This is a genomic window from Rhizobium sp. HT1-10 (genome assembly GCF_049472505.1).
GTDB lineage: Bacteria > Pseudomonadota > Alphaproteobacteria > Rhizobiales > Rhizobiaceae > Rhizobium.
Window position 1 is genome coordinate 1 of the sequence record NZ_JBCEBQ010000008.1, and the last position, 26,824, is coordinate 26,824.

Sequence of the window (26,824 nt, forward strand, 5' to 3'; positions counted from 1 at the left end):
GCCTCATGCTCCTTCAAAATGCCGATGATCTGTTCGTCTGTAAAACGGTTGCGCTTCATCCTCTGGTCCTCTCAATGGGCCAGAGCTTACTTCAAAATGGATTAATTCGGCGGGGCAAGGTCACAGTTAGCTTGCGTGGCGGCTTGTTGTCGCAATTTCGGACAGTAAAGGCGTCAGATTGCCTTGTGCTTCCGAATGGCTTGGCTCCACGTCATGGCGCATCAGCGCTGATCAATCCGACGACCGCTTTGGCAATGGTCGAAACGATGCGGCGGGAAGGCCATACAGCGCTGGTGAATACGGCTGCGGCCTCGGCGCTCGGGCTAATGCTCAATCGACCGTGTCAGACGGACGAGGTACCATGGGTAAACGTCGTTCGGTCGCAAGAATAGTCAGCCATGCTTCGGTCTGCCGGCGCAAGGTTTGTCGTCAATTCTTCTGATAGCGACTTTGGTGCACGGTTATTGGAAGCGATAGATCAAACAGGGGCTACACTTGCTTTTGATGCGATAGGCGGTGGACAGATGGCCTCCGACATCCTGCACGCCATGGATCGATCCAAGGCCGCATAAGTGACCGAATTTTCTCGGTACGGATCGCCGGTTCATTGGCAAGTCCACATCTATGGGCTTCTTAGTAATAAGGACCGCGTATTGCGGCAGAATATCGGTACTTCCCGGGGTGTGGGAGGTTGGCTGATGAGTTGGCAGCTGAAAAAATTTGGAGATGAAACTGAAACGCGCTTTCACCGTCGGATCGTCAACGAGTTGAAGACGACGTTCCATACTGAATATGGAGAAGAAATTGGATTGGCCGATCTCTTTCGGGCGAAAACAATTGAGCTTTACAGAAAATCAGTTTCTGGACGAAAGTTTCTTGTTGTCCCCAATGCGGTCGAGTGAAAACCTTCATTTTCGCTCCAGCCTCTATCGGTTGTCCGAACTCGATCGGCAGTATCTGGCAGTAGAGGCGCATCCATCACAAACCGCCAGGCTAATCTTTCAGCTCAGCCTTAGTTATCCACGGCTGCAGGAAGCTTGTTCAAAGATCGTACAGCTGCTCCCGATATGGGTTGCGCAGCTGCGCCGCGACAGACCGATGCGCATCAACCAACACTTTTCCACAGGTTGATAATCCTTGCTTCTGATTGCTGACGCCAAGGAACGATTGCAGGGACAATAAGACGTCTTATGGTTTCCTGTGAAGCTCCTATTTTCAAGTTGTCAACATCACAATTAAGGAATTCATCCCATGAAAATCGACTTAACCGGTAAGCGTGCGGTTGTCAGCGGCTCAACTGCTGGAATTGGCCTCGCCATTGCCACCGGCCTAGCTCAGGCTGGAGCTGAAGTCGTTGTGAACGGTCGTACTGACGAACGCGTTCGAGGCGCAATCGCACAAATTCGTACTCTTGCTCCAGGCGCGATCCTGTCCGGTGTGGCGTCTGACCTCGGTACGAGCGAAGGCGCCGCCAAGCTTGCCGCCGAAGCAGCAGAGGCCGACATACTAGTTAACAGCGTCGGTGCTGCCTTGTTCAAGCCCTTCGAGGAACTCACCGACGAGGACTGGCTGTTCATGTACCAACTTAACGTCTTGAGCGGTGTGCGCCTGACGAAGCATTATTTGCCCGGCATGATGCAACGAGGCTGGGGCCGAATTGTCTTCATCAGCAGCGAATCAGCGCTCAACCCGCCAAAGGAGATGATCGACTACGGAATGACAAAGGCTGCCCAGCTTGCTGTTTCCCGCGGCGTCGCAGAACTGGCGGCAAAGTCAGGCGTAACAGTCAATTCGGTCCTTCCCGGGCCCACGCGCTCGGAAGGCTTCGGTAACGTGCTGGAAGGAATAGCGCAGCAGACCGGCCAGTCGATCGAGGCGGTCGAAAAGGGCTTTCTTGAACAGAACCGACCCACATCCCTGCTTGGCCGCTTCTCCACGACCGAGGAGATCGCTAATATGGTCGTCTATGTCTGCTCACAGCAGTCATCTGCGACGAACGGAACTGCGCTACGGGTCGATGGCGGCGTGGTTCGCTCCATCGCATGAAGGCGTTGGCGGTCGGCCGCGATCTGGCCGCCTTTCGCCATTCTTGAAGCCAAGTTTAATCCTTCTGGAGGAAAGATCATGACAGTCGATTTTAAAGATGCCCGAGTCTTGGTTGTCGGTGCGTCAGGCGGCATTGGCGGTGCCACCGCAGACGCATTCGAAGCTGCTGGAGCGCGCGTGGAGCGTCCCGCCAGGGATGTGCTCGACATTACCAACGACCTATCCGTCGAGACATTTTTCGCCGCGCAAGAGCCGTTCGACCATGTGGTGGTTGCGGCGGCGCGCACGACAACCGGCTCGGTTGCCTCCGTCAACCTGGCAGACGCCCAGGTTTCGATGAACAACAAGTTCTTCGGTGCCTATCGCGTCGCGCGGGCTGCCCGGCTTCATGACGGCGGTTCGATCACTTTCGTTTCCGGCTTTCTGTCGCAGAGGCCGAGCGCCAGCTCAGTGTTACAGGGCGCTATTAACGCAGCGCTGCAGGCGCTGGCTCGAGGCCTAGCGCTGGAGCGCGCGCCCATACGAGTAAATGCCGTCTCCCCAGGCCTGATCGACACGCCTCTCCATGCCAAGATGACGGAAGAGGACAGGCAAACGATGTTCAGCAGGGTCGCATCCCGTCTGCCGGTCCAACGAATCGGTCAAGCGAAAGACGTCGCGCAAGCTATTCTGTTCGTCGCGGCCAATCCCTTTGTCACAGGATCGACCGTCACAGTTGATGGTGGCGGAACGATCGCACCGTAGGGATTAACGCCCGCCTCTCGTGATGGCGTCATACGGCGCCGCGAGAGGCTGTCCCTCCTAAAGGCACGATGAGAAGGAAGCGACACCGCGATGTGTCTGCGCATGCTGGGCACACGGCCTGACGCCCCTGATCATCATGGTCACACTCATAGCCGTCGCTACTATTGATGTGATGGCCACGAACAAGTCTCAGCAAATCCGCCGGCTCCGTTTTGGCGCTCCGACGGCCTGGGCTCAGGACTCGTTAAATCAGAGCCAGAAGATGACGGCGGCCGCGATGCATATGCTTGAGAAGAAGGTGTGAGCGCAACGGTCGCATCGGGTGTGAATTCGCCTCCAGTCCTTGAGCCTGCTGAACATGTTTTCGATCTTGTGCCGCTTTTTGTAGAGCGCTGGATCGTGCGGGATCGGCACCTTGCGGTTGCCCGTGATGGAATGCAGGCTGTTATGTCGCGTTGCGCCAAGGCGTCTCGAAACCAGTCGGCGTCATATCCCTTGTCGGCAAGAAGCGTCTTTGCCTTGGGAAAAGCATGCAGCATCCGCGCGGCACCTTTTTAGTCGCTCATCTGCCCTTCGCTCAAGAGCAGGATCAGTGGCCGACCGTGACCATCGCAAACAGCATGCAGCTTGGAGTTCAACCCGCCTTTGGTGCGTCCGATACGTCGGGGAACATCCCCTTTTTTAGCAGGCTGGCTGCGGTGCGATGGGCTTTCAAATGGGTCGCGTCGATCATCAATTGCTCAGGCTTGCCCCGCTTTGCGCACAGCGATACCCGCGAGGGCTAATGAAATGCTTAAAGCATTCGCTTGCATTGATCTGACCGGTTGATTTCGCAGTAGCCGGGCTACCGGTGTCGGGCAAGAGATAGATATGGCACGTCGCTGACGAGAATGATGTTCCACGGATTTAAGTGAAGAGCGAGGTGGGAAGAAGCCCGGGCTACTACTGCGCAGACGGTATTGCTATGGGGAATTCGCGATTGAGGCAAACCAAAGCGGAACGCTAGTCCAATTTGAGCGGATTTGAGCAAAACCAGAACGGCTCTTACAGTTGTAGTGATCGGGCAATGAGTCATAAGTTCCATAAGACAGATTATCCACTTTTCGTCTGTAGCGGGGGTGGGTTCAAGGATGAAGTGCGACTTGCAATAGATAACAATGGTTTATCGCTTGCAAGGAATGAGACATGGAACGCACCTACTCGCAGATTGACATGGATGAGCGGCGCAAGATCGCGCGCTGGAAGACTGCTGGCATCAGCGCCACAGTGATCGCCGAGAAACTCGGTCGCCATCGGTCGACCATTTTCCGGGAACTGCGACGCAATGCTTTTGAAGATTCCGCCATGGAAGACCTCAACGGCTATTACTGCGTCACGGCCCATGAGATGGCGCGTGACCGGCGCGCAAAGCTGCGCAAGCTTGCCCGCTTCTCCGAGCTGCGCCAGGCCGTCATCGAGCAGATCATGCATGGCTGGTCGCCACAGCAGATTGCCGGCCGGTTACAGGTCGAAGGGCAGAAAATTTGCGTCAGCCATGAGACGATCTACAAATTCGCCTATTCATCCGACGGCCAGGCGATCAAGCTCTGGCGACATCTGCCTGAGCATCGGGCCAGACGCCGCCCGAGGCACGCCAGACGCCGCCACGGTCGTCGCTTCGGCCCGGAGGTCAACATTCTCAACCGTCCGGAAGCGGTGACAGAACGCAAGCAATTCGGTCATTGGGAGTGCGATCTCATCCAGTTTCGACAGAAGTTCGGCAAAGCCAATGTAACGTCACTGGTCGAACGCGTCAGTCGATTTGCCGTCCTGTTGCGCAACAATGACCGCCAGTCGAAACCGATCATGGACAAGCTGATTGGCGTGCTCCAATCCCTACCCCATCTCGCCCGCCGCTCGATTACCTTCGACCGCGGCACCGAGTTTACCGACTGGCCGTATCTGCAGGCAGGGATCGGAGCGCAGACCTGGTTTTGCGATCCGCAATCGCCCTGGCAAAAAGGCACCGTCGAAAACACCAATCGCCGGGCCCGCAAATGGCTGTCGAGAGAGGTCAATCCGCTGTCTATCACCGAGAGCGATCTGGTCGAGATCTGCAACAGGCTAAACTCAACGCCGCGTAAATGCCTCGGCTACAAAACGCCCGCAGAGGTCTTTCGCCAGAAAGTTCTCGCCCAGATCAGGCGCGCGGGATAGCATTGGGAATGCCGCAAGTCGCGGTTCATCGTGAACTCACACCTGTTGCCGACGCGTCACCTGGTGGTTGCAAACGTCCCCATCAACTAGATCGCACGTCAGCTCGGTCGTCACCGCTCGGCCATTTACGCTAATTTAGACCAAGCGCAACAGGTTTCACGATCGCCAACGCCGGAATGCGACGGCTAATGCAATGGCTGTTGCAGCACGGTTGCCGACGGTATTGCCGAGGAGCTGCGCCGCCGGCTGAGAAAGCTGCAGCGCCAACCGACTTTGCCCACAGAGATTGTTATCCAGTTGGAGGCGTTGGTCGCCGCAACAGAATGATCGAAGCAAGGTCGACGGCCTTTAGCGTGGTGATGACCACGAGCAGTGAGAGCCGCGTATGCAACCCTCACCTCGGTCTGCACCTAGCCATGGCCGATACGACCTCCTCAAACAGCGGGACAGCCCCCAGTTCTTCGAGCGAAACGGAGAGTTTGGGTTTCCAGTTCGGGTAGCTGCTGCTGGTGCCGGGAATGTTGGTCGGCTTCGGCTCGTTGGTGAGATCGGCGAGCCGGACGGCAACGAGCATCGACGGGCTGCGCCCAATATATTGGTATGCATTTACCGCCAGGCGCAAGGCCTTCTCCTTCTCGCTGAAAGGCTCCTGCGCCTCGCCGAGTATCTCCGCGTCGGTGAAGGCACGGACCAGATCCGCCCGCTCGGCGTCTCTTTCGATCTCGTGGGCCCGTGTCATTTCCTCCGGGACCAGACCGTGCTCGGTGCGCATTGCAATGTCGTCGCCGCGCCACCAGCCGGTGAAGGTCTGGTGATCGTGGGTGGAGACGCAGGCAAGCGCCAGAGCCGGATAGGCTTCTGGCTCGACGAAGCCCTGGTTCGTCCGCTCGTAGGAGAGGATGCGGTAGGACAGGATATTGGCAAGCGCGAGATCGTCGCGCAGCCCATCAGGGATGTTGCCGAGATCCTCGCCGATGACGATCGACCCATAGTGCTGGGAGGTGTCGGCCAACACCCGCAGCAGGTCTTCCTGCGGATAGGAGACATAGGTCCCGTCAGCCGGGCCACCTTTCGTCGGAACAAGGAACAGTCGCGACAGAGCGGCGGCATGGTCGATGCGAATGGCGCCCGCATAGCGCATCGCGGCCGCCAGCAGCCTGTGGAACGGCGAAGGACTGCCGGATGCGATCGCCTGCGGCAGGAGGGCCGCCAGACGCCAGTCCTGGCCCTCGATGGCGAAGGGTTCCGGCGGGTTTCCGATGCTTGCGCCGGCGACGTAGATGTCGGGATCGCTCCAGGTGGCCGATCCGTCCAGCGCCTCGCCAACCGCAAGGTCGAGATAAAGGCCGACGCGCATGCCGGCATCCCGGGCGCGCTTCGAGGCGTTGCTGAGCTGGCTGTGCGCCAGCCACTGCAGCCATTTGTGGAAAAGCACCAGGTCGGCATGCTTTTCGGCAAAGCGTTCGACGTCGTTGTGGAAGGGGGTCTGGTAGGACGAGGGCCAGCCTTTCCATCCTGCGCTTTTGCCTTCCGCGACCATAGTGCCCGAAATCGCTTCAAACAGTGCATGGCGATGCAACTGCTGACCACCCTCCTCCGCAAAGGCAGCGAATTCGGCACTGTTGCAACCTCCCTTGCCCTCGGCCCAAAGCGCGCGCAACACTGCGAGCTTCGCCTCAGCCACCGCAACATAGTCTACCAAATCCAGGGCGCGCAGACGCTCGAGCCGCGCGGCAAGTTCAGCATTCGCTGCGAAGCCGTCCACGGCATCGACGGCGATGTAGAGCGGGTTCAGGAACTGTCGGTTCGATGGTTCGTAGGGGCTGCATCGATCGGGATCGGCGATAAAAGGCGCGTGTAGCGGGTTCAGGCCGATGAAATCGGCGCCGAGCGGCGCGAGCATGTCGCAGCACGCCTCGAGATCGGAGAAGTCGCCTATCCCCCAATTGCGGTGCGACTTGAGCTCGTAGAGCTGCAGGCTGACGCCCCAGCATGGCCGCTGCTGCAAATCCAAGGGTAGGTAACAAACGGCTTCCGTCTCGACGACGTCGGGTGCATAGAACTCGATGTGCAAGGCGGTCAGCATATCGCTAAGGGTGGCATTGGAAACGGGCACCGAATGGCCGTCGGGCGAAGGTCGGCGTAATGCGATGCCGTGCTTGCGGGCAAGGTTTTTAAGGCTTTCGTGATTTTCAGGCATGGACGTCCCAGTATTTCAGGAAGCAAGGACGTCTTCACACGTCCGGCGGCCTGGGAAAACAGAATTTGACCGCGATTGTTCCGCACTTGCATCGAGGGCGGCAGCCGCAGATGAGACAGCACCAACACCCGTCGTTGACCCGCGTGGTCCCCGGCGCTTTGCGATTGTCGGAACTTCGTGGCAAGACATCCGGATACGCAAGGTCTGCCAGACCCGAACACACCCAAGAGACAAAGAGGACGCCCCATGCAGTTTGCCCGTATCAACGATGTCATGATCCACTACCAGATCATCGGCGCCTCGGGCGACAAGCCGACGATCGTCTTTGCCAATGCGCTCGGCACCGACTTCCGCATCTGGCGCGATGTCATCATCCGGCTGGCCGGTGACTTCGCCATCATTCTCTACGACAAACGCGGCCATGGACTTTCAGACATCGGCAAGACGCCCTACGCGATCGAGGACCACGCGGCCGATCTGGAGGGTCTGCTCGACATGTTGGCTGTTGAAAGTGCCTATGTCTGCGGGCTGTCGATCGGCGGGCTTGTCGCCCAGTCCCTTTACCAGCGTCGGGCGGCACTGGTGCGTGGCCTGATCCTTTGCGGCACGGCGCCAAGAATCGGATCATCAGAAGCTTGGGATCAGCGGATCGGCGAGGTGGAAACAGGCGGTATCGAAGCCCTCGCCGAGGGCACCATGGAGCGCTGGTTCACGCCAGACTTCCGCAGCGCGGAAAGCGGCGCGATCACGGGTTACAGGAACATGCTGGTCCGCCAGCCGGTAACCGGGTACCTGGCGAGCTGCAGAGCGTTGCGCAATGCCGATTACAGCGAAACATTGACCCGGATCGCTGTTCCGACCCTATGCGTGGTCGGCGACCAGGACGGCTCGACGCCGCAGGATCTGGTCCTCGCAATGGCAAAGCGCATCCCCGGCGCGCGTTACGAGGTTGTCAAGAAGGCCGGACATCTTCTCCCGGTCGAACAGCCGGCGATGCTGACGGAGATCATCAAGGCCTTCGTTGCCGAGGTCGAGACGGCGAACTAACGGCTGGTTCGGTCAAGCCGCCACGGGCATCGCCTGCAGAGCGAAGGACCGAGCCGACTGGCGTTGCTCGGCGATGTGCAGCTTCTCCACCATGACCATCAGGTCGCGGGCAGCGCTGGAGGCGCCGTCGGCGCGGCCGAAGCTTCGCAGCAGGCGTTGCGAGACGTTTTCGAGCATGGTCTCCAGGCTGGAACGCGAGGCGTGGCGCCACAGCATCGTCGCTTCGACAAAGAGATTGCTGACATCGCGCGGCAAGCCAGCCGATTCGTAGAGCGCCCTCACCGCATGCATCCGCCCTGTGCCGAGAATCGAGCGCACTCGCCGCTCGCTGCAGCCCGACAGGTCCACGATTGCGCTGGCGAAGAAATCGATTTTGCCGGTGCAGAGCGTCTGCATCAGGAAGGCCGGTGTGAGCCGGCCGCTCTGCCGCAGGTGCTCGACAAGGCCGGCGATGTCGTCGTGATGCGCCGTGCCGGCGATGGCAACGGTTGCCGCCTCGTCCGCTTCGCGCGTGACGTGGCTGAGCCTGCGTTCGCCAAGGGTTGCCTGCACCAGGGAAAAGCCGGACAAGGCATTGCTGATCTGTTGCATCAGCATATGCCGGGCTTCGCAGGGCAACTCCGGCATGTCGAGGAGCAGGCTGCGGATATCGGCGCAGTCCCCCAACCGCTCGGCAATCCGCCGCAGTGGCGCGCGCGACCAGCAGGCGGCGGGATTCTCAAGCAGGCAAAGAACCTCTTCCCTTTCGCCGATCTCGGCGATGACGGCGACGAGGGAGACGCCAACCGTACCACGCGAGGCGATCAGGACGCGGGTGATGCCGTCGCCACGGGCTGCGAGGTCGATCAGGTCTGCCTCGGTCAGCAAGGGCGAGCAAAGAATGACCTGTGCTGCGATTTCGGGCTGGTCGGCGGCGAGCGACAGGATGACGTTGCGCGGCGCCGTCTCCGCGTGCGCCAGCGCTTCGGCCAGCGACAGGCGGACGCGCGGCGACGGATCGTCAAGCAGGTAGGTCATTGCCAGTTCCGCGGCATCACGTTCCGCGGCCGGCATGCTGGAGCCGAGATAGGCTCGCCCGAGCGCATTGGCTGCCCTCGCCCTGTCTCCAGCTTTAGCGGTTTCAGCCCAGCGAAGAAAAGCCTCTACGATCACGTGTCCGACCTCGATACTACGGGCGGCTACCGTCCGTTTTACAGTGAGTCCGAAGCTAGCGACAAAAAGTTTATGATTGGTTCACCATAGACATTAAGCCTCCGGTAATGCTGTCGAAATCGGCTGCGATGCCGCCCGGCCTGGTGCCGGCTACATCAAGAGGCTGGCCTCAGCAGTTCGAAGACGGAACTCGCTTCGCTGTAATCCATATAGCCCATTCTGCCCATCGGTCGGGCAAGCTCCATATCCAGACGGCCGTCACGGATGATGGCCTCATCGATATGGATGCCGACGACTTCGCCGAACACCATGACATTGCCGGCAGGAACACCCGCCAGCGTCATCGGATTGCGGATTTCTGTAACCCGGCATTCGAGCACGGCGAAAGCCTCCGCAACATAGGGCGCATCGATCAGCGTACCCATCCGGGCGGTCAGCCCGGCAAGCGCGAACTCGTCGACGCCGTAGGGCACGGCTGCGGAAGAGGCGTTCATTTTGTCGACGAGGTTGCGACTGACGAAATTTGCGGTGAAAGCGCCCGTTTCCTCAGCATTACGGGCGCTATCCTTGCGGCCCTGTGAGGAGAACATGATGATCTTCGGCGTATCGCAGACAGCATTGAAAAAGGAATAGGGCGAAAGGTTGAGCGAACCGTCCCTCCCCTTGCTACCGATCCAGCCAATCGGCCGAGGCGTGACGATGGCCTTGAAGGGATCGTGTGCCAGCCCGTGTCGGTTGCTGTCCGTGCTGTAGAACATCAGCCTTGCCCGCTTCCGACCCAGGTCACCGTTTCGCTGAGTTCGGGACGAGGACGTTCGGTGTTCGGGAACGTGGTCGACCCGATATGGATGAAGCCGGCTATCTTTTCGCCGGGCCGGACGCCGAGCAAGGGATGGGCGCGTTCGTCATAGGTGAACCACTCCGACAGCCAGTTGGCCACATAACCAAGGGCATTCGCCGCCATCGAGAGGTTGAGGCAGAGGGCACCTGCCGACAGGACCTGCTCCCATTCCGGTATCTTGAAATGCGGCGCAGCCGTGCTGACGACGGCAATGACGACGGGGGCGCGGGTAAAGCGCGCGCGTTCGACGGCTCTCATCTCGTCGGAAAGATCCGGCTTGGTCTTCAGCGCCATCTGCAGCAGTGCCTCGCCAATCTTGACGCGCTCGTTGCCCTGGTAGACGATGAAACGCCAGGGTGCCAGTTTACCGTGATCGGGGACACGCGAGGCAAGCCGAAGCATCTCCTCGACCTCTGCCTGGCTGGGGCCGGGTTCGCACATCTGGAACGCCGGCGTCGACCTGCGGACGGCGAGATAATCGATCAGTCTGATATCGTTTTTCATAACGAAATTCCGTAGGGGCAAACAGCCGGGTTTCACCATACATGGCGTTGCCGGGTTGTCGCTGCCGATGGCGCCGATGTCAATTCCCGTATCCGTGACAAAAGCAAGGGAATCAGCTGTACCCAGGGCCGCAAGGTCTTGAAATTGCCACCGCGTTGGTCTTCATGGTGCAGATTGATACGGGCGTCATCGATCGATTGGAATTCATGTCTGCTTCACACCATACCGGTCGGATCGGCCTGACGGCGTTGCTCTTGGTCGCCGGCAGCCTTGCCGTCCAGGCGGACGACGCATTCAAGGAGTTCAAGCAGCTCAACAGCTCGGCAAAGATGCCGAAGCTGAACGCCTTCGTCGCCCCCGGCCTCGACGGCAAGGTGGCTCCGCTCCGCGATGTTGCGCTGGATGCCAAGCTGACGACGGACGGGGCGCCGCTGCAGCAGGGCCTGTCGTGGTACGTGTTCAGTCCCGTGGCTGGCGGCGACGGCAAGCTGCCCCTGGTTGCGAGCTCCAAGGGTGGCTCGGCCGCATTCCAACTTGGCCCCGGCGACTACTTCGTCAACGTTTCCTTCGGCCGGGCCGGTGTCACCAAGAAGCTGACAGTGCCCGAAAGCGGCGAGACGCAGAAGCAGGTCATGGTGCTCGACGCCGGCGGCATCCTGCTCAACGCGGTCTCCGGCTCCGATGTGCGCATTCCGCCCGCCGAACTCAGCTTTTCGGTCTATTCCAACGAGGTCAAGGAAGACGGCACGCGCGGCCTGGTCATGTCGGACGTCAAGCCGAACACCCTGATCGGGCTCAGTGCCGGCACCTATCATATCGTTTCCGAATACGGCCAGGTGAACGCCATCATCCGCGCCGACATCCAGGTCGAGGCCGGCAAGGTGACCGAGGCGACGATCCAGCATCGTGCCGCGAAACTGACCTTCAAGCTGGTGTCGGACGCGGGTGGCGAAGCCATTGCAGACACGGCCTGGTCGGTCCTGACGGCCGCCGGCGATATCGTCGGCGAAAGCGTCAGTGCCTTTCCGACGATGATCCTCGCCGAGGGACGCTACACGGCGGTCGCTCGCAACAAGGACAAGATCTACCAGCGCGACTTCAGCGTCTCGGCCGGCAAGAACATCGACGTCGAGGTGTTGATGAAGGAGCAGCAGCCGCAGGATCTTCAGGACCCTGAAAATGGGCCCGATGAGGCTCCGCCATCAGCCGTGCCGCAGCAGCAGGTGCGTTCAGGTCCGCACCCGGCCACCACGTCACCCTCCCCGGCTTCAGCGCCCTCCGCTGCCGAACCGCCGCTGCCCGCGGGCGACGACGGAACAAGCATGGATTGAGCACGGCGGCCCGGCGTAGTGCTTGGGTCGGGTTCTGCTCAGCTTGCGCGGCTGAGAAGCGCACGCTTTTGCGGTGCCATTGAAAACACCGCGCTATAGAGGCGCGAGAGCAGGTCCTTGCGATCGCACCCTTCGCTCAGCGTGTCGAACGGGATGATGTCGCCGATGTGCGAGGTGATCGTGCTGCCGGACAGACGACGGAACTCGCGGATCAGCATGGAGATGCGCAGCGTCAGCGAGACACGGCTGGCCAGGTGGAACAAGCGGCCGTTCTGCCCCTCGAAATAGATCGGGATGACGGAAGCGCGCGCGGCCTGCACCAGCTTGGCCGGAAATATCTTCCAGGGAAGGTCTTCCGCCAGACCGAAGCCTTTCTTGGCCGTGGCGACACCGCCGGCGGGGAAGACGATGATGGTAACCCCTTCCTTCAGCAGCCGGACCGCCTCATGGCGGGTCTGCATGTTCATGGCCATCGCCTCGCGGGTTTCCTCGAAGGAGATCGGCAACGAATAGGCACTCATCTCGGGGACTTTCAGCAACTCGTCGTTGATCAGCACCCTGAAAGGCCGGCCAAGCTGCTCGGCCAGCGCCAGGATGGCAATGCCGTCGCCGATGCCGAAGGGATGGTTGGCGACGATGACCAATGGCGTGTCCGGCAGATTTGCCGGCGGCCATGCGCCGCGCACGTCCATTCTAATGTCGATGAGGTCGAGCATCTTGCCGAAGACGCGCTCGCCGCTCGCGACGATATCGCTGCGCCAGATATCGTAAAGACGCGCGTAGCGATCGCGGCCTGAAAGGCCCTCGATCGAGCGGATGAACCACCGCTTCAGGCGGGGGTCGCGTTCATTGGCATAGGAGAGGACTTTGAGCTTCACGATTGCGCCGGGGTAAACCCGCTCCTGATCAGACTGGCCTCGGTATATTACGAATCGATGTCAGTTATCTGACAGGGCCATTACGGCCCTGTCAGAGGTAGATCAGATCAGGCAGCTCTTGTCGCCTTTTCCTCAGCCTTGCGGCGGACGTCGGGCGGCGTCGCTTCCAGCGTCAGACTTTCGATTGCCGCGTCGAGCGACATCGAAGTCTGCGCCTGCGAACCAAGCCGGCGGATATTGACGGAGCGCTCCTCTGCTTCCTTTTTGCCGCAGACGATGATGACAGGCACCTTGGTGACGCTGTGCTCACGGATCTTGTAGTTGATCTTCTCGTTGCGGAAGTCGGTCTCGACCTGCAACCCGGCCTCACGCAACATCTCCGCCACCTCCATACCGTAGTCGTCGGCATCGGAAGTGATCGTCGCCACGACGACCTGCTGGGGCGAGATCCACAGCGGCATATGGCCGGCGAAGTTCTCGATCAGAATGCCGAGGAAGCGCTCCATCGAGCCGCAGATGGCGCGGTGAATCATGACCGGCTGGGTCTTTTCCGAGTTCTGGTCGATGTAGAAGGCACCGAAACGTTCCGGCAGGTTGAAGTCGACCTGCGTCGTACCGCACTGCCACTCGCGACCGATGGCATCGCGCAGCGTGTACTCGAATTTCGGACCGTAGAACGCGCCCTCACCCGGCAGGATGCCGGTCTTGATACGGCCGCCGGATTGCGCTTCGATAGTCTGGAGCACCTCCATCATCACTTCTTCGGCGCGATCCCACAGGGCGTCTGAACCGACACGCTTCTCCGGCCGTGTGGACAGCTTGACGACGATCTCCTCGAAGCCGAAGTCCTCATAGACCGAAAGAATGAGATCGTTGATCTTCAGGCACTCGGCCGCCATCTGCTCATCGGTGCAAAAGATGTGGGCGTCGTCCTGCGTGAAGCCGCGAACGCGCATCAGACCATGCAGTGCGCCTGACGGCTCGTAGCGATGGACGTTACCAAATTCCGCAAGACGAACAGGGAGTTCGCGGTAGGACTTCAGTCCGTGCTTGAAGATTTGGATGTGCCCTGGGCAGTTCATCGGCTTCAGCGCGAAGACGCGTTCATCGTCGGTCTCGTCGCCGGCGACGGTGACCTTGAACATGTTGTCGCGATACCAGCCCCAGTGGCCCGACGTCTCCCAGAGGGACTTGTCGAGCACCTGCGGCGCATTGACTTCCTGGTAGTCGCGCGCCAGGCGGCGGCGCATGTAGGACACCAGCGACTGGAACAGCCGCCAGCCCTTGCCGTGCCAGAAGACAACGCCCGGGCCCTCTTCCTGGAAATGGAACAGGTCCATCTCGCGACCGAGGCGACGGTGGTCGCGCTTCTCGGCTTCGGCGAGAATGTTCAGGTAATTGTCGAGTTCCGACTGCTCGGCGAAGGCGGTGCCGTAGATGCGCGTCAGCATCGGATTGTTGCTGTCGCCGCGCCAATAGGCGCCGGCCACCTTCATCAGCTTGAAAGCCGTGCCGATCTGCCCCGTCGAGGCCATATGCGGGCCGCGGCAAAGGTCGAACCAGTCGCCCTGGTAATAGATCTTCAGATCCTGGCCGGCCGGGATCGCATCCACAAGCTCGACCTTGTAGGCTTCGCCCTTATCGGCAAACACCTGCTTGGCCTTTTCGCGCGACCAGACCTGCTTGGTAAAGGGGCTGTTGCGCTGGATGATTTCCTTCATCTTCTTTTCGATGACGGGAAGATCGTCCGGAGTGAACGGCTCGTTCTTGGCAAAATCGTAGTAGAAGCCGTTTTCGATGACCGGACCGATGGTCACCTGCGTACCCGGCCACAGTTCCTGCACGGCTTCGGCCATCACATGGGCCGCGTCGTGGCGAATAAGTTCGAGCGCGCGGGCGTCCGTGCGGGTGATGATCTCGATCGCCCCTGTTTTGATGGGGTCCGAGAGATCCTGCACGGTGCCGTCGATGGCAATGGCCACGGCCTTCTTGGCCAGCGACTTGGAGATCGATTCGGCCACGTCACGCCCGGTAGCGCCGGCTTCGAAACCGCGCACCGAACCATCGGGAAATGTCAGGGAAATAGCGTCAGGCATCATAAGCTTCCTTATCCAGTCCCGCCAACCAATGCGGGTGGTGTGTCACAAACATGAGGGGTCGACAACGACCGATCTCGCGGCGCCTGATAGATGTTTTTGGCCTTTGAGTAAAGGAAAACCGGGCTCCGCGCTGCCTTCGAGGCGCCGACCTGCAAGCCGATTAAAGGCTACGGGCGGACTGCTTGCGGAAATACCGCCACGGCAGCCACCAATGCTGCCGGGACTGCAACTGCTCCGGCACCGGGTCGAAGCCGCTGGTGCCGCCGGGGCCGCAACGACCGACGCGAAACAGCGTCATCCAGCCGCCCGGCCAAAGGCCGTGCCGGGCGATCGCCTCGTAGCCATATTCGGAGCAGGTCGGCAGATGGCGGCAGGCGTTGCCGATGAAGCCTGACAGGGTCAGTTGGTAGAGCCGGATCAGCCCCATGCCCAAAAGCCGGTCCGGCGTCCTGCGGAACGGGCCGGTGTAGTTTCGCGATAGGGTGGCGTTCTGGCTGTGGTCGTGCGCGTCGCACATGGCTCAGGCCTCTGCAGCGACGCCGCGTTTGGCTTCAATCTGGGAGAGCGCGTCCACAACCGCCTCGAAGGTAAGCATCGTCGAGGCATGCCGCGCCTTGTAGTCCTTGACCGGACGCAGGTAACGCATCTCTGCGAACCGCCCTGCGGGACCCTCGCCGTCCTGTTGCAGCATCGCCAGCATCTCCGTCTTCGCCTGGCGCAACTCGCCAACGCTGGCACCGACGACGTGGCGGGCCATGACGGAAGACGACGCCTGCCCCAGCGCGCAGGCCTTGACCTCATGGGCGAAGTCGCTGACCACGTCACCGTCGAGCTTCAGCCAGATCTTGACGCGTGAACCGCAGAGGCGAGAATGGGCCTGCGCGCTGGCGTCAGCGTCCTCAAGCATACCGATGCGGTCAATGTTGCCCGCCAACTCGAGGATCTTGCTATTGTAGATGTCATCCATCGCACATCATGCTCCGATACGACGTCGGTCGTATCCTAACGAAAAACACACCGTATCCATGCGGACACTTTCACAGGGCTGCCGTCATACTATATGTATTTCGTTCGGCGGACACGATTTTACAACGCCCGTGTGCGAGATTGAGCGGAAACCGTATATCACGGCCGTGACAATCGGCCGAGCAGGCGGAATCTTGTCTCCGCAGTCTAGGGCAACGGATTGCACCGACAAGAGAAAAATAACGATCCGCGGCGCGGATCAGGAAACCTTAGGATGGACGCTGTGTTAAAGAATTTGGCGCTGACCGATACCCACTCGGATCGCCCGACGCAAAAGGAAGCGGAGGACGCTGTCAGGGTGCTGCTTCGCTGGGCGGGAGACGATCCGACGCGCGAAGGGCTGATCGACACGCCTGCCCGCGTTGCCAAATCCTATCGCGAGTTGTTCGCCGGCTACGACATGGATCCGGAAGACGTCCTCGGACGCACCTTCGAGGAAGTCGCGGGCTACGACGACATGGTGCTCGTCCGTGATATCCCCTTCTATTCCCATTGCGAGCACCACGTCGTGCCGATCATCGGCAAGGCGCACATCGCCTATCTTCCGAACGGCCGCGTTCTCGGTCTGTCGAAGATCGCCCGCGTCGTCGATATCTTTGGCCGACGCCTGCAGACGCAGGAAGCCATGACCGCCCAGATCGCCACGGCGATCGATGAAACCCTGCGTCCGCGCGGCGTCGCCATCATGATCGAGGCGGAGCACATGTGCATGGCGATGCGCGGCGTGCAGAAGCAGGGATCGACGACGCTGACGACACGATTCACCGGTTCCTACAAGGTCGATCCGGCCGAGCAGGCCCGATTCATGACGCTGGTGCGCGGCCGCTGATTGCGGCCGCAGACGACGATGACGATATTCAAGCAACCATCCACCGATAAGAGCGAACTCGAGGCTGACGGAGAATTCACGCCGCGCTTCGACAGCAACGGGCTGATCACCGCCATCGTCACGGATGCCCATGACGGCGTCCTGCTGATGGTCGCCCACATGAACGCCGAGGCATTATCGCTCACGCTAGAGACCAGGACGGCGCATTATTTCAGTCGCTCCCGCTCTAAAATCTGGAAGAAAGGCGAGACGTCAGGCAATCTGCAGACGGTTGTCGAAATCCGCACCGATTGCGACCAGGACGCGCTGCTGCTGAAGGTGGAAGTCGGCGGTCACGCGGCCACTTGCCATACCGGCCGCCGGTCCTGCTTTTATCGGACCGTGGAGATCGAGAACGGTAAGCCCGTCGTGCGGATCGTCGATGACCACAAGCATTTCGACCCACAGGATGTTTATGGCCATTAAACAAGTTGATGCTGCAATCGATAGGCCGGAGGCGGCCGCTCGACTATAGTCTTCAAAACAAAAGGGATGCGACGCAACAAGGGGCGCGATGCGCCCTGAAGGAAAGATAAGATGCTCAACTGGCGTTTCAATCGTCAGGGTGCCGGGCAAAGTCCGGTGAATGCCAGCGAGCCAACCGGCAACAGCCCTGCCGGGACGGCCGTCGTTCCCGTTCCGCCGATAACGGCAAAGATCGCCCTTGCCCTCGGCGGCGGGGCAGCACGGGGCTGGGCCCATATCGGCGTGCTCCGGGCGCTGGACGAGGCCGGCATCGAGGTCGGCATGATTGCCGGGACATCGATCGGTGCTTTGGTCGGTGGCTGCTATCTGGCCGGCAAGCTGGACGAACTGGAAACCTTTGCGCGCTCGCTGACCATGCGCCGCATAGCCGGGCTGCTGGACCTGACGATCGGCGGCAGCGGGCTATTCGGCGGCATGCGACTGACAAAACGCATGCAGGAACATCTTCAAGGCCTCGCCATCGAGGATCTCGACCGTCCGTTCGTCGCTGTCGCCGCCGAGCTCAACACCGGCCACGAGGTCTGGATCGCCAACGGCTCGCTGATCACGGCACTTCGAGCGTCCTATGCCTTGCCAGGTATCTTCGAGCCTGTGCGCAGCAACAATCGGACGCTGGTCGATGGCGCCTTGGTCAATCCTGTGCCCGTTTCGGTCTGCCGCTCCTACGAGCAGTCGCTGGTGGTTGCCGTGAACCTGCATTACGACCTCTACGGCCGCTCCGCCGTCGTCAAGCACAACGCCATGCTGACGCCCTCGGAAATCCACCGACAGGCGGAAGCGCCCTATTCGAGGCTCGGTATGACCGGCGTCATGGTGCAGGCGTTCAACATCATCCAGGACAGGATTTCGCGCGCGCGACTTGCCGGCGATCCGCCTGACCTCGCTTTGCATCCCCGGCTGAGCGATATCGGTCTCTCGGAGTTCCACCGCGCCGGCGAAGCCATCGATCGCGGCTATGAGGAAACTTCGGCGCGGCTGCCGGAAATTCGCCGAATGCAGCAAGCCTACGCCCGCGAGCGGTGAGGACAGCGCGTGAGTGCGCCATCCTCGCGCAGGCTCAGCCGGCAATATAGGCCTTGATCTGCTCGGCCTCGAGTTCGATTTCGCGGATATGCGCCTTGACCACGTCGCCGATCGAGATGATGCCGCTCAGCTTGCCGTCGTCTTCGACCGGTACGTGGCGGAAGCGCCTTTGCGTCATCATCTCCATGACCTCATCGACCGTGGAGTTCTCGCTGCAGCGAACAATGTTAAAACTCATGATGTCGCCGACCGCCTGATCGAGGCACTGCCTGCCATATTTGGCGACCGCCTTCACCACATCGCGCTCGGTGAATATTCCGGAAACTTCCCCGCCCACTGCGCCGATCACCAGCGCGCCGATGCGGTTCTCCGCCAGAATGGCGGCAGCTTCCATCAGCGTTGTGTCCGCACTGACCGTGACGACGGCGCGACCCTTCGAGTCCAATATGGATTTTACGGAAATTGGCATTCGATCCTCCCTGACGACATTGCAAAAATGCTCCGGCAGTGCGCCGCTCTCCTCCCAGCGCCCGTCGGAAGTCGATTTTGCACGTCGGGGGTTACGATTGCAACCGTCAGTCTTCAGCCGTCTCATCCACCAGAAGCGGACGATCGAACAGCGGGAAAAGAAAGAAGCCAAACAGAAAACCACCGACATGGGCATCCCAGGCAACCTCCTGCGACCCGTCTCCCACGAGCGGTATGCCGAACGCAATGAGGATGTTGGTCAGGAACCAGAAGAGGATGAAGATGAAAACCGTCCGGCTGCGCAGCGCGGCGACAACCGACAGGCGCGGGTTGAGATGAGCCTCCCGCCCCCGGCGTCCAAGCGTCTCCGGCGGGAATGCAAAACGACAGGCCGCCCCCATAAGCGCCGAGACGACGCCGGAGGCGCCGATCATCAGCGACATGGCACCCCAGTTGATCGCGGCGTTCAAAGCAGCGGAGGCTATGGCCGATAGGATCCAGAAGACGATGAACCGACGCAGTCCGATCCGCCGCGCCACGGGCGCGCCGAAGGCCATCAGCCACAGGCCGTTGAATACGATATGCTCGATATTGGCATGCAAGAGCGAGTAGGTTATCGGCGTCCAAAGCCATTCCCAGCCTTGCTGGGACAAAGGCACCACATAACGACCGGGCACGAAACCGAAGGTGAAGAAGAACCAGTCGAGCATGTCGCTAGAGAACAGGATCGACTGAACCAGGTATATGGCGATCAACAGCCCCAGGCTCGCGGTCAGAACCGGCGGCAGGTTGAAGATCGGCGTGCGCGGTCGTGGCCCTTCGATCATGGGCTGCTCGGTTTCAGGCGCCGGCGGCGCAGGATCTTGCATGACGTGCTCTTTGTCTGGATTTCAAAAGGCAGACATACAGGAGCACTTTCCAAAAAAGAAGCCGTCCGCTGATGCCGGACGGCTTTGGAATGCATGCTGCCATCCGATGTGGCGGATGGGGAAACTCATTCCACGAAGAGCAGGCCACGACAACCTAAACCCCTCATTAACCTTACCCACCCGGCTCTGGCATGAAAAACGCATGTTGAGGACCAAAGCGCTCGCTCATCGTCGAATCTGCGCCGAAATGGAACACGGACCGGTCATGCGCCTGAAGGCAAGCTTAGAAGTCTTTAATTATTGGGACAGCGTTCGAGGCGCGGATGACGCACCCCAGCGCGCCGACGTGGACCCTGCTGCCATCCGCCATATCCTGTCGCAGATATTCATCCTGGAAATCGCGCCGGACGACGAGCTACGGTTCCGCCTGGCCGGGACAATGGCCTGCAACCTTTTCGGCAGAGAACTGCGCGGTGACCTCTTCTCGTCCCTATGGGGGCAGGCGCACGCCAACGTGGCCGAGGCAACGGCGCGAGAGGTCATGAGCAAGATCGCTCCCATGCTGATCGACGCCATCGGCCGCACCCGACTTGAGCGCAATGTCGGCTTCGAAATCGCGCTGTTGCCGATGCGCTCCTCTACAGGTTGTTGCGACCGCCTCTTGGGATGCATCGCGCCAGACACCCATGGTGCCTGGATCGGCAGCGACGTCATGGTCGATCTCGCCGCAGAGCGACGCCACAACCTCAGCGATCAGCCATATGCTGAAACGGCCGAGGCCGTCGAGCGGCGATCGTCCGCCTGGACATGGCGGAAGAGCTCGGCCGGTCTGGAAGCCGTAGCGCGTCGGGCGCTGCATCTGATGGTGGGCGGCGAGAGATCCCTACGCTGACGCTTGCTGCCTTGGAAGTTGAACCAGAATCAGCCAGACCAGCAAAGGAACACACGGCCAGGTCCCAAACATCTGTTAAGGACTTCCTGCTACTCTACTGCGAGTAGGCAACTTCAAGAAGTCCTCCATGCATTCGTTCGAGCCAGTTCAGAAGATGCGGATCGCGCCGCGGATGGATCAGCGTACCTTTCAAAGGGTGCCGATCAACATGCAGGGTCGCCTGATGCTGGCCAACTACGATGAATTCGAATGCATGGTGATCGATATGTCGCCTGGCGACATGTACGTCACCTGCCTGGGTCGGCCACGCGCCGATGAGCGCGTCATCGCCTATATCGACCACCTCGGTCGCGTCGAGGGCCACGTCCTTTCGATCGACAGCCGAGGCTTCAACATGTCGATCAATGCCACGGACCGCAAACGCGAGAAGCTTGCCGCGCAGCTGACTTGGTTGGCAAACAAACACGAACTGGGCCTGCCTGAAGATCGTCGCCACGACCGTCTCATGCCGAAGAACGTAGCGGTCGAGCTGACCTTGGACGACGACACCGTGTTTAAATGCCGGATTCTGGATCTCTCGCTTTCGGGCGCGGCCGTCGATGTCGAGATACGGCCTGCCTTGGGCATGGCGGTACGGCTTGGCAACATGCGCGGACGTGTCGTGCGCCACTTCATGGAAGGCGTCGCCATCGAGTTCCTGACCCTGCAGTCGCGCGACACGTTGCGGGAATTTCTCTAGAACTGCCTTTACGAACACTGCCTAAAATTAATTCGGAACTTTTGGCAGCCTATTGCATTGGTGGTGTGGAACAGCCTGGGACCGGCTGCTTCGCGCTTGTTATTCGGTGACCAACAAGCTTCGGTCAGTCTCTGGGCAAAGAAATGCAGTCAAATTCCATGCGTGAAACGCACATCGATCACGCGCCCAAGAAAAGGGTGTTGATCGTCGAAGACGAACTCATCATAGCACTCGATCTCGAAGACATGGTGGCAAGTGTGGGGTTTGAGGTCGCTGGCCTTGCGAGCAGCTTGGAACACGCTCTCAATCTTGCCGCTGCCGCTGACATCGCATTCGTTGACGTAAATCTCTCTGACGGCGCCAGCGGCCCTGCCATAGGCCGAATCCTCGCGGAGGATTTCGGCATAACCGTCGTGTTCATGACTGGAAATGCAGAAGTCGTCGCCGATGGGGTGCAGGGGACGCTGGGCGTCGTGTCAAAGCCCGTCAGCCCGCGCACCGTCGAAGAGACGCTGACCTATGCTGCGGCGCGCCGCGACAATGCGGTTGCCGCCGTGCCAGGCATGCTGAAAGTCTTCACCGCTTAAACCATGCTGTTTAAAGCTGAAAAGCCCCTGCCCCCGGTAGTCCGCCGAGCGAGGGCAAGCTGTCCTGTTGAAATTTCACCATCAGCGCAAAGAAAAATGCAGGCGTCGCTTCCAAGCTTCGCCTGCACTTTTCTGTCTGCCCGTTAGAACGACTGGTAGGCCGTGACGACGGCTTCCATTTGCGTCGGGGTGAGTGCCTCGACCTGCGCAGCTGTGATTGCCTGCAGCTGGGCGCTCGACAGGCTGCCGATATCGACCGTCGACAGGCCTGCAATGGCCGACGTGCTGATCGATGCGATGTCGGCCGCCGAGAAGGCAGCAATGCCGTCCGTGCTCAAGGCCGCGATCTGCAGCGAGTTCATTCCCGCGACCTGGGCCGGCGTGAAAGCCTCGATCTGGGCCGTTGACATGGCGGCGATCTGCGCCGTGGTAAGGCCGATCATCGATCTGACGCTGAGGGCTGCGACCTGATCGGTGGACAGCGCCGTGATGCTGCCGGTTCCGAGTGCCGCAACCTGCAGGGCGCTGAGGGCACCCAACTGATCCGTGCTGAGGCTCGCCGCCTGCTGCGAGCTCAAGGCGCGCGTCTGGGCAAAGGTCAGGGCGGAGATCTGGCTCGTTTTCAGCGCCGCAAGCTGATCCGAGCTAAGCGCGGCGATATTGCCGCTCGAAAGGCCCGGAAGCGCTGCCGCACTGAGGGCGGCGATATCGTCGGTCGACAGGGTTGCAATATCGGCGCTGTCGAAGGCGCCGATCTGCGCGGCGGTGAGCACCGCGACCTGGGCCGAGGTCAGCGCCTGGACCTGATCGGTCGACATGGCCGCGATCTGCGTCGATGTCAGGCCCGCAAGCCCCTTGGCGCTGAGGCCCGCCACCTGGTCCGTGCTGAAGGCACCGACGCTGTCGCTGGACAGTGCCGAGATTTGCGTCGAACTCAGGGCGCCGATCTGCGACGAGGTCAAGGCTGCCACCTGGCTCGATGTCAGCGATGCCACCTGCCCTGTCCGCAAGGCCGCGACCTGCGCTGCACTGAGGGAACCGACCTGATCGAGGCTGAGGGCCGCGACGCTGTCGCTAGAGAGGCCCGACAGTCCAGAAGTGCTGAGTGCCGCAATGTCGTCCGGGGAGAAGGCAGAGAGTTCTGCCGTGCTCAGCGCCGAGGTCTGGTTCGATCCGAGGGCGGCGATCTGCGCGGACGTCAGTGAGTTGATCTGGTCCGTCGTCAGGGCGCCGACCTGGGCCGATGTCAGGCCGGAAATCGCCTTGGTGCCGAGTGCGGCAATCTGGTCACCGGAGAGCGACGCAACGCTTGCCGTCGCGAGCCCGGAGATGCCGGCGGCGCTGAGGGCGGCCACCTGCGCTGTTGTCAGCGATGCGATCTGAGCCGCTGTCAACGCGGCGATCTGGTCCGAAGTCAGCGACGCCATCTGGCCTGATGTCAGCGCTGCCGCCTGATCCGGCGTCAGGCTGGCGATATTCGCGCTCGACAGGCCCGACATGCCGGCGGAGCTGATGGCCGCCAGATCGGCTGCCGAGAAGGCAGCAAGATCAGCGGTGCTGAGCGCGGAGATCTGCGCCGAATTCAACGCGCCGATCTGGGCGGCGGACAGGCTGCTGACCTGGTCGGTGGTCAGGGCCGCGATCTGTGCGGAGGTCAGGCCCTTCACCGCAGCGACGGTAAGAGCGGCGACCTGGTCGTCCGTGAGGGCAGCGATGTCGGCCGTGGAAATTCCCGATATCGTAGCTGAGCTCAGAGCGCCGACCTGCTGCGTGGTGAGGCTGGCAATCTGCGCTGTTGTCATGGCCGCGATCTGCGCGGTCTTCAAGGCAGCGATCTGGCTGGTCTTCAGCGCTGCCGCCTGCTCCGGACTGAGGGCAGCGATCGCGCTCGTGGACAGGCCCGCCAGGGCCGCCGCGCCAATCGCAGCGATGTCGTCGGTCGAGAACACCGAGAGGTCGGCTGTGCTCAAGGCGGCGATCTGGGCGGAGCCGAGGCCGGCGACCTGAGCCGAGGTCAGGGCCTGGACCTGATCGGTCGAAAGACCGGCGATCTGCGTGGAGGTCAGCCCGGCGACGGCCTTGGCGCTGAGGGCTGCCACCTGGTCGTCGGAAAGGGCGTTGACGTTGGTGAGTGCCGCGACCTGCGCCGCCGAGAGCACGCCGAGCTGCGCCGTCGTCAGCGTCGACACCTGGCCAGAAGCGAGCGCCGCGACCTGAACAGTCTTCATGGCGGCAATCTGGCTTGTCTTCAGGGCGGCGATCTGGTCAGGGCTGAGCGAGGCGATGGCGGCGCTGGAGAGACCGGACAGGGCGGCGGCGCTGACGGCGGCGATCTCGTCACTGGAGAAGGCCGCAAGATCGGCGGTGGTCATGGCCGCCAGTTGCGTCGAGCCGAGGCTGGCGACCTGCGCCAACGTCAGGGCGTCGACCTGATCGACCGAGAGTGCAGCGATCTGCGTCGAAGTGAGGCCTGCGACGCCCTTTGCACTGAGCGCCGATATCTGGTCGTTGGTGAGAGCGGAAACGCTGGCGCTGGTCAAGGCGGCGACCTGTGTGGCCGAGAGCACACCGACCTGCGCCGTCGTCAGCTCGGACAGCTGGCTGGAGGTGAGCGAAGCGATCTGGCCGGTCTTCAGCGCGGCGATCTGGCTTGTCTTCAGCGCGGCTGCCTGTTCAGGCGAAAGGGCCGAGATGCCAGCGCTCGACAGGCCCGACAGGGCCGAGATAGCGATGGCTGCGATCTCGTCTGTCGACATGACCGAGAGGTCGCCAGTGGTCAGGGCGCCGATCTGGCTTGCATTGAGGTTTGCCACCTGCGCCGAGGTCAGGCCTTCGATCTGCAAGGTCGACAGGGCGGCGATCTGCGAAGAGGTGAGACCGGCGACCGCCTTGTTGTTCAGCGCGGAGATCTGGTCTTCGGAGAGCGCCGCCAGGCTGTCACTGGACAGCGCCTTGAGCTGCAGCGAGCCAAGGGCGCCCACCTGCGTCGTCGTCAGTGCCGCGACCTGGCCGGAGGTCAGGGCGGCGATCTGGCCGGACTTCAAAGCGGCGATCTGAGTGGATTTCAGCGCTGCCGCCTGGTCGGCGCTGAGCGCCGCGATGTTGTCGGTCGACATTCCGGTGAGCGCGGTGGCATTGATGGCTGCGATCTCGTCGGGCGAGAAGGTGGCGATGTCGGCCGTGCTGAGGGCGGCGATCTGCGAGGACACGAGGCCGGCGATCTGAACCGAGCTCAAAGCCTCGGCCTGGTCTGTCGAGAGCGCAGCAATCTGCGCCGAGGTCATGCCGACGATCGCACGGGCGCTGATGGCGCCGATCTGGGAGGCGGAAAGTGCTCCGATGCTGCCGCTCGCCAGCGCCTTGAGCTGGGCCGACGTCAGCACATTCACCTGCGCCGTGGTCAGTGCCGGCGTCTGGCTGCTGTCGAGGGCTGCAATCTGGTTGGTCTTGAGCGCAACGATCTGGCTGGTCTTCAGGGCGGCAAGCTGATCGGAGCTGAGAGCCGCGACATTGGCGGTGGAAAGGCCGGCGAGCGCGGTGGGCGTGATGGCCGCGACATCGGCGGTCGAGAAGGTCGCGAGATCGGCCGAACTCAGGGCACCGATCTGCATCGCGCTCATGACGCCGACGAGGGCCGGCGTCAAAGCCTGTGCTTGGCTGGTCGATAGGCTGCCGATCTGCGTCGTGGTCAGGCCGGAAACGGCCCTTGTGCTGATGGCAGCGATCTGGTCGGTGGAGAGTGCGGCGATACTGTCGGTCGTCATCATCCGCAGCTGCGAGGCGCTCAGCGCGCCGATCTGCGCCGTCGACAGCGAAGGCACCTGCCCTGCCGTCAAGGCGGCGATCTGGCTGGTCTTCAGGGCGGCAATCTGCGTTGTCTTCAACGCGGCCATCTGGTCGCTGCCGAGCCCGGCAAGGCTGGCGGCCGGAATGCCGGCGAGCGCCACGGTGCTGATGGCGGCGATGTCGGCCGTCGAGAAGGTGGCAAGCCCCGCCGCTCCGACGGCCGCGACCTGCGCGGAGGTCATCGTTGCCACCTGCGGCGATGTCAGGGCCTCCACCTGCGCCGTCGAGAGCGCGCCGATCTGGACTGTCGTCAGTCCGGCGATCGCCTTGGTGCTCAATGCGGCAATCTGGCCGGTGGACAGGACGCTGACGTCACTGGTCGGAAGCGCCTTCAGCTGCGTCGCGCTGAGGGCGGACATCTGGGTGCTCGACAGCGCCGGGATCTGGTCCGTCGTCAGGGCGGCAACCTGGCTGGTCTTCAACACGGCGATCTGGCTGGTCTTCAGCGCGGCCGTCTGGTCGGTGCTGAGGACCGCGATGTTGGCGGCTGACAGGCCGGTGATGGCGGTGGCGCTGATGGCGGCGATGTCGGCCGTCGAAAATTTGGAGATATCGTCGGTGGACAGGGCGGCAATTTGTGTGGCGCTCAGGGCCGCCACCTGGGCAGGCGTCAGCGCTTCGATCTGGCTGGCATCGAGAGCGCCGATCTGGGCCGTCTTCAGCGCCGCGACCTGGCCGGCCGCAAGGCCGCCGATCTTGTCGGTAGACAGGATGGCGAGCTGGTCCATGCTGAGGCTGGTGATCGAGGTTGCCGAGATGGCGTTCAGCTGGGCCGTTGAGAAGGCCGCGAGATCCTCGGTCTCAAGAGCTGCGACCTGCGCGCCCGACAGGGCCCTGATCTGCGTCGTCGACAAGGCCGAAATATCGTCCGTCGTCCAGGCCGCAATCGTTGTGGTTGCAAGCGAGCGGATCTGCGTGACGCTCAGCGAGGAAATGGGCGAAATCATAGGAAACCCCTTGTTCATGACAGCAAGACAACCAC

Annotated in this window: 23 protein-coding genes and 2 pseudogenes; 13 read left to right on the forward strand and 12 right to left on the reverse strand. The window is 61.3% G+C overall.

Annotation, left to right across the window (positions count from 1 at the left end; all coding sequences use genetic code 11):
- The 4 genes and pseudogenes from VH564_RS18735 to VH564_RS18750 all read left to right on the forward strand — a co-directional run.
- Positions 1-392 (forward strand): annotated as a pseudogene (locus VH564_RS18735) (hypothetical protein); the annotation flags it as partial.
- 306 nt (positions 393-698) lie between these two features.
- Complete coding sequence (locus VH564_RS18740; RefSeq protein WP_423341381.1) at positions 699-902, forward strand: hypothetical protein; 204 nt, start codon at positions 699-701, stop codon at positions 900-902.
- A 349-nt stretch (positions 903-1,251) separates the two neighbouring features.
- Complete coding sequence (locus VH564_RS18745; RefSeq protein WP_423341382.1) at positions 1,252-2,046, forward strand: SDR family NAD(P)-dependent oxidoreductase; 795 nt, start codon at positions 1,252-1,254, stop codon at positions 2,044-2,046.
- Positions 2,047-2,124: 78 nt separating this feature from the next.
- On the forward strand, positions 2,125-2,790 hold the full coding sequence (locus VH564_RS18750) for an SDR family oxidoreductase (protein ID WP_423341383.1): 666 nt from the start codon (positions 2,125-2,127) through the stop codon (positions 2,788-2,790).
- Between the two features lie 249 nt (positions 2,791-3,039).
- On the opposite strand, the pseudogene VH564_RS18755 reads toward VH564_RS18750, so the two are convergent.
- A pseudogene (locus VH564_RS18755) lies at positions 3,040-3,532 on the reverse strand (IS5 family transposase); the annotation flags it as partial.
- Between the two features lie 443 nt (positions 3,533-3,975).
- Between VH564_RS18755 and VH564_RS18760 the strand changes: the two are divergent.
- On the forward strand, positions 3,976-4,986 hold the full coding sequence (locus tag VH564_RS18760; RefSeq protein ID WP_423341384.1) for an IS30 family transposase: 1,011 nt from the start codon (positions 3,976-3,978) through the stop codon (positions 4,984-4,986).
- Between the two features lie 394 nt (positions 4,987-5,380).
- Here the strand turns inward: VH564_RS18760 and malQ are convergent, their stop codons facing one another.
- Positions 5,381-7,186 (reverse strand): 4-alpha-glucanotransferase, encoded by a 1,806-nt coding sequence (gene malQ, locus VH564_RS18765; RefSeq protein ID WP_423341385.1) that lies wholly within the window; start codon positions 7,184-7,186, stop codon positions 5,381-5,383.
- A 246-nt stretch (positions 7,187-7,432) separates the two neighbouring features.
- Here malQ and pcaD point away from each other — a divergent pair, with 246 nt between their 5' ends.
- Positions 7,433-8,233 (forward strand): 3-oxoadipate enol-lactonase, encoded by an 801-nt coding sequence (pcaD, locus tag VH564_RS18770; protein ID WP_423341386.1) that lies wholly within the window; start codon positions 7,433-7,435, stop codon positions 8,231-8,233.
- A 12-nt stretch (positions 8,234-8,245) separates the two neighbouring features.
- On the opposite strand, the gene VH564_RS18775 is transcribed toward pcaD, so the two are convergent.
- The 3 genes from VH564_RS18775 to VH564_RS18785 form a co-directional block, all read right to left on the reverse strand.
- Complete coding sequence (locus VH564_RS18775) at positions 8,246-9,385, reverse strand: DUF2336 domain-containing protein (protein ID WP_423341387.1); 1,140 nt, start codon at positions 9,383-9,385, stop codon at positions 8,246-8,248.
- Between the two features lie 155 nt (positions 9,386-9,540).
- Positions 9,541-10,143, reverse strand: coding sequence for a flavin reductase family protein (locus VH564_RS18780; protein WP_423341388.1), 603 nt, complete (start codon positions 10,141-10,143; stop codon positions 9,541-9,543).
- A complete protein-coding gene (locus tag VH564_RS18785; RefSeq protein ID WP_423341389.1) occupies positions 10,143-10,730 on the reverse strand; it encodes a nitroreductase family protein in 588 nt (195 codons plus the stop codon). The genes VH564_RS18780 and VH564_RS18785 overlap by 1 nt, the downstream gene beginning before the upstream one ends.
- A 206-nt stretch (positions 10,731-10,936) precedes the next feature.
- Here VH564_RS18785 and VH564_RS18790 point away from each other — a divergent pair, with 206 nt between their 5' ends.
- Entirely contained in the window at positions 10,937-12,061 is a 1,125-nt protein-coding gene (locus VH564_RS18790; RefSeq protein WP_423341390.1) for a hypothetical protein, read from the forward strand.
- Between the two features lie 38 nt (positions 12,062-12,099).
- Here VH564_RS18790 and VH564_RS18795 read toward each other — a convergent pair whose 3' ends face one another.
- The 4 genes from VH564_RS18795 to VH564_RS18810 form a co-directional block, all read right to left on the reverse strand.
- Entirely contained in the window at positions 12,100-12,939 is an 840-nt protein-coding gene (locus VH564_RS18795) for a lysophospholipid acyltransferase family protein (protein WP_423341391.1), read from the reverse strand.
- Positions 12,940-13,046: 107 nt separating this feature from the next.
- Entirely contained in the window at positions 13,047-15,035 is a 1,989-nt protein-coding gene (gene thrS, locus VH564_RS18800; protein ID WP_423341392.1) for a threonine--tRNA ligase, read from the reverse strand.
- 163 nt (positions 15,036-15,198) lie between these two features.
- Positions 15,199-15,555: a membrane protein insertion efficiency factor YidD gene (yidD, locus tag VH564_RS18805; RefSeq protein WP_423341393.1), complete on the reverse strand. Its 357-nt coding sequence runs from the start codon at positions 15,553-15,555 to the stop codon at positions 15,199-15,201.
- Between the two features lie 3 nt (positions 15,556-15,558).
- On the reverse strand, positions 15,559-16,005 hold the full coding sequence (locus VH564_RS18810; RefSeq protein WP_423341394.1) for an iron-sulfur cluster assembly scaffold protein: 447 nt from the start codon (positions 16,003-16,005) through the stop codon (positions 15,559-15,561).
- Between the two features lie 273 nt (positions 16,006-16,278).
- Between VH564_RS18810 and folE the strand changes: the two genes are divergently transcribed.
- From folE to VH564_RS18825, 3 genes are all read left to right on the forward strand, one after another.
- A complete protein-coding gene (gene folE / locus VH564_RS18815) occupies positions 16,279-16,893 on the forward strand; it encodes a GTP cyclohydrolase I FolE (RefSeq protein WP_423341395.1) in 615 nt (204 codons plus the stop codon).
- An 18-nt stretch (positions 16,894-16,911) separates the two neighbouring features.
- Entirely contained in the window at positions 16,912-17,358 is a 447-nt protein-coding gene (hisI, locus tag VH564_RS18820; protein ID WP_423341396.1) for a phosphoribosyl-AMP cyclohydrolase, read from the forward strand.
- Positions 17,359-17,469: 111 nt separating this feature from the next.
- The gene (locus VH564_RS18825; RefSeq protein ID WP_423341397.1) at positions 17,470-18,441 is read left to right on the forward strand and encodes a patatin-like phospholipase family protein; all 972 of its coding nucleotides are present in this window, start codon (positions 17,470-17,472) and stop codon (positions 18,439-18,441) included.
- Positions 18,442-18,475: 34 nt separating this feature from the next.
- Here VH564_RS18825 and VH564_RS18830 read toward each other — a convergent pair whose 3' ends face one another.
- Both VH564_RS18830 and VH564_RS18835 read right to left on the reverse strand, forming a co-directional pair.
- The gene (locus tag VH564_RS18830; RefSeq protein WP_423341398.1) at positions 18,476-18,910 is read right to left on the reverse strand and encodes a CBS domain-containing protein; all 435 of its coding nucleotides are present in this window, start codon (positions 18,908-18,910) and stop codon (positions 18,476-18,478) included.
- A 106-nt stretch (positions 18,911-19,016) separates the two neighbouring features.
- The gene (locus VH564_RS18835) at positions 19,017-19,778 is read right to left on the reverse strand and encodes a rhomboid family intramembrane serine protease (RefSeq protein ID WP_423341399.1); all 762 of its coding nucleotides are present in this window, start codon (positions 19,776-19,778) and stop codon (positions 19,017-19,019) included.
- 202 nt (positions 19,779-19,980) lie between these two features.
- On the opposite strand from VH564_RS18835, the gene VH564_RS18840 reads away from it, so the two are divergent.
- From VH564_RS18840 to VH564_RS18850, 3 genes are all read left to right on the forward strand, one after another.
- A complete protein-coding gene (locus VH564_RS18840; protein ID WP_423341400.1) occupies positions 19,981-20,670 on the forward strand; it encodes a PAS domain-containing protein in 690 nt (229 codons plus the stop codon).
- 127 nt (positions 20,671-20,797) lie between these two features.
- A complete protein-coding gene (locus tag VH564_RS18845) occupies positions 20,798-21,409 on the forward strand; it encodes a PilZ domain-containing protein (protein WP_423341401.1) in 612 nt (203 codons plus the stop codon).
- Positions 21,410-21,552: 143 nt separating this feature from the next.
- Positions 21,553-21,996, forward strand: coding sequence for a response regulator (locus VH564_RS18850; protein ID WP_423341402.1), 444 nt, complete (start codon positions 21,553-21,555; stop codon positions 21,994-21,996).
- A gap of 143 nt (positions 21,997-22,139) precedes the next feature.
- On the opposite strand, the gene VH564_RS18855 is transcribed toward VH564_RS18850, so the two are convergent.
- A complete protein-coding gene (locus VH564_RS18855) occupies positions 22,140-26,789 on the reverse strand; it encodes a beta strand repeat-containing protein (RefSeq protein WP_423341403.1) in 4,650 nt (1,549 codons plus the stop codon).
- Between the last annotated feature and the right edge of the window lie 35 nt (positions 26,790-26,824).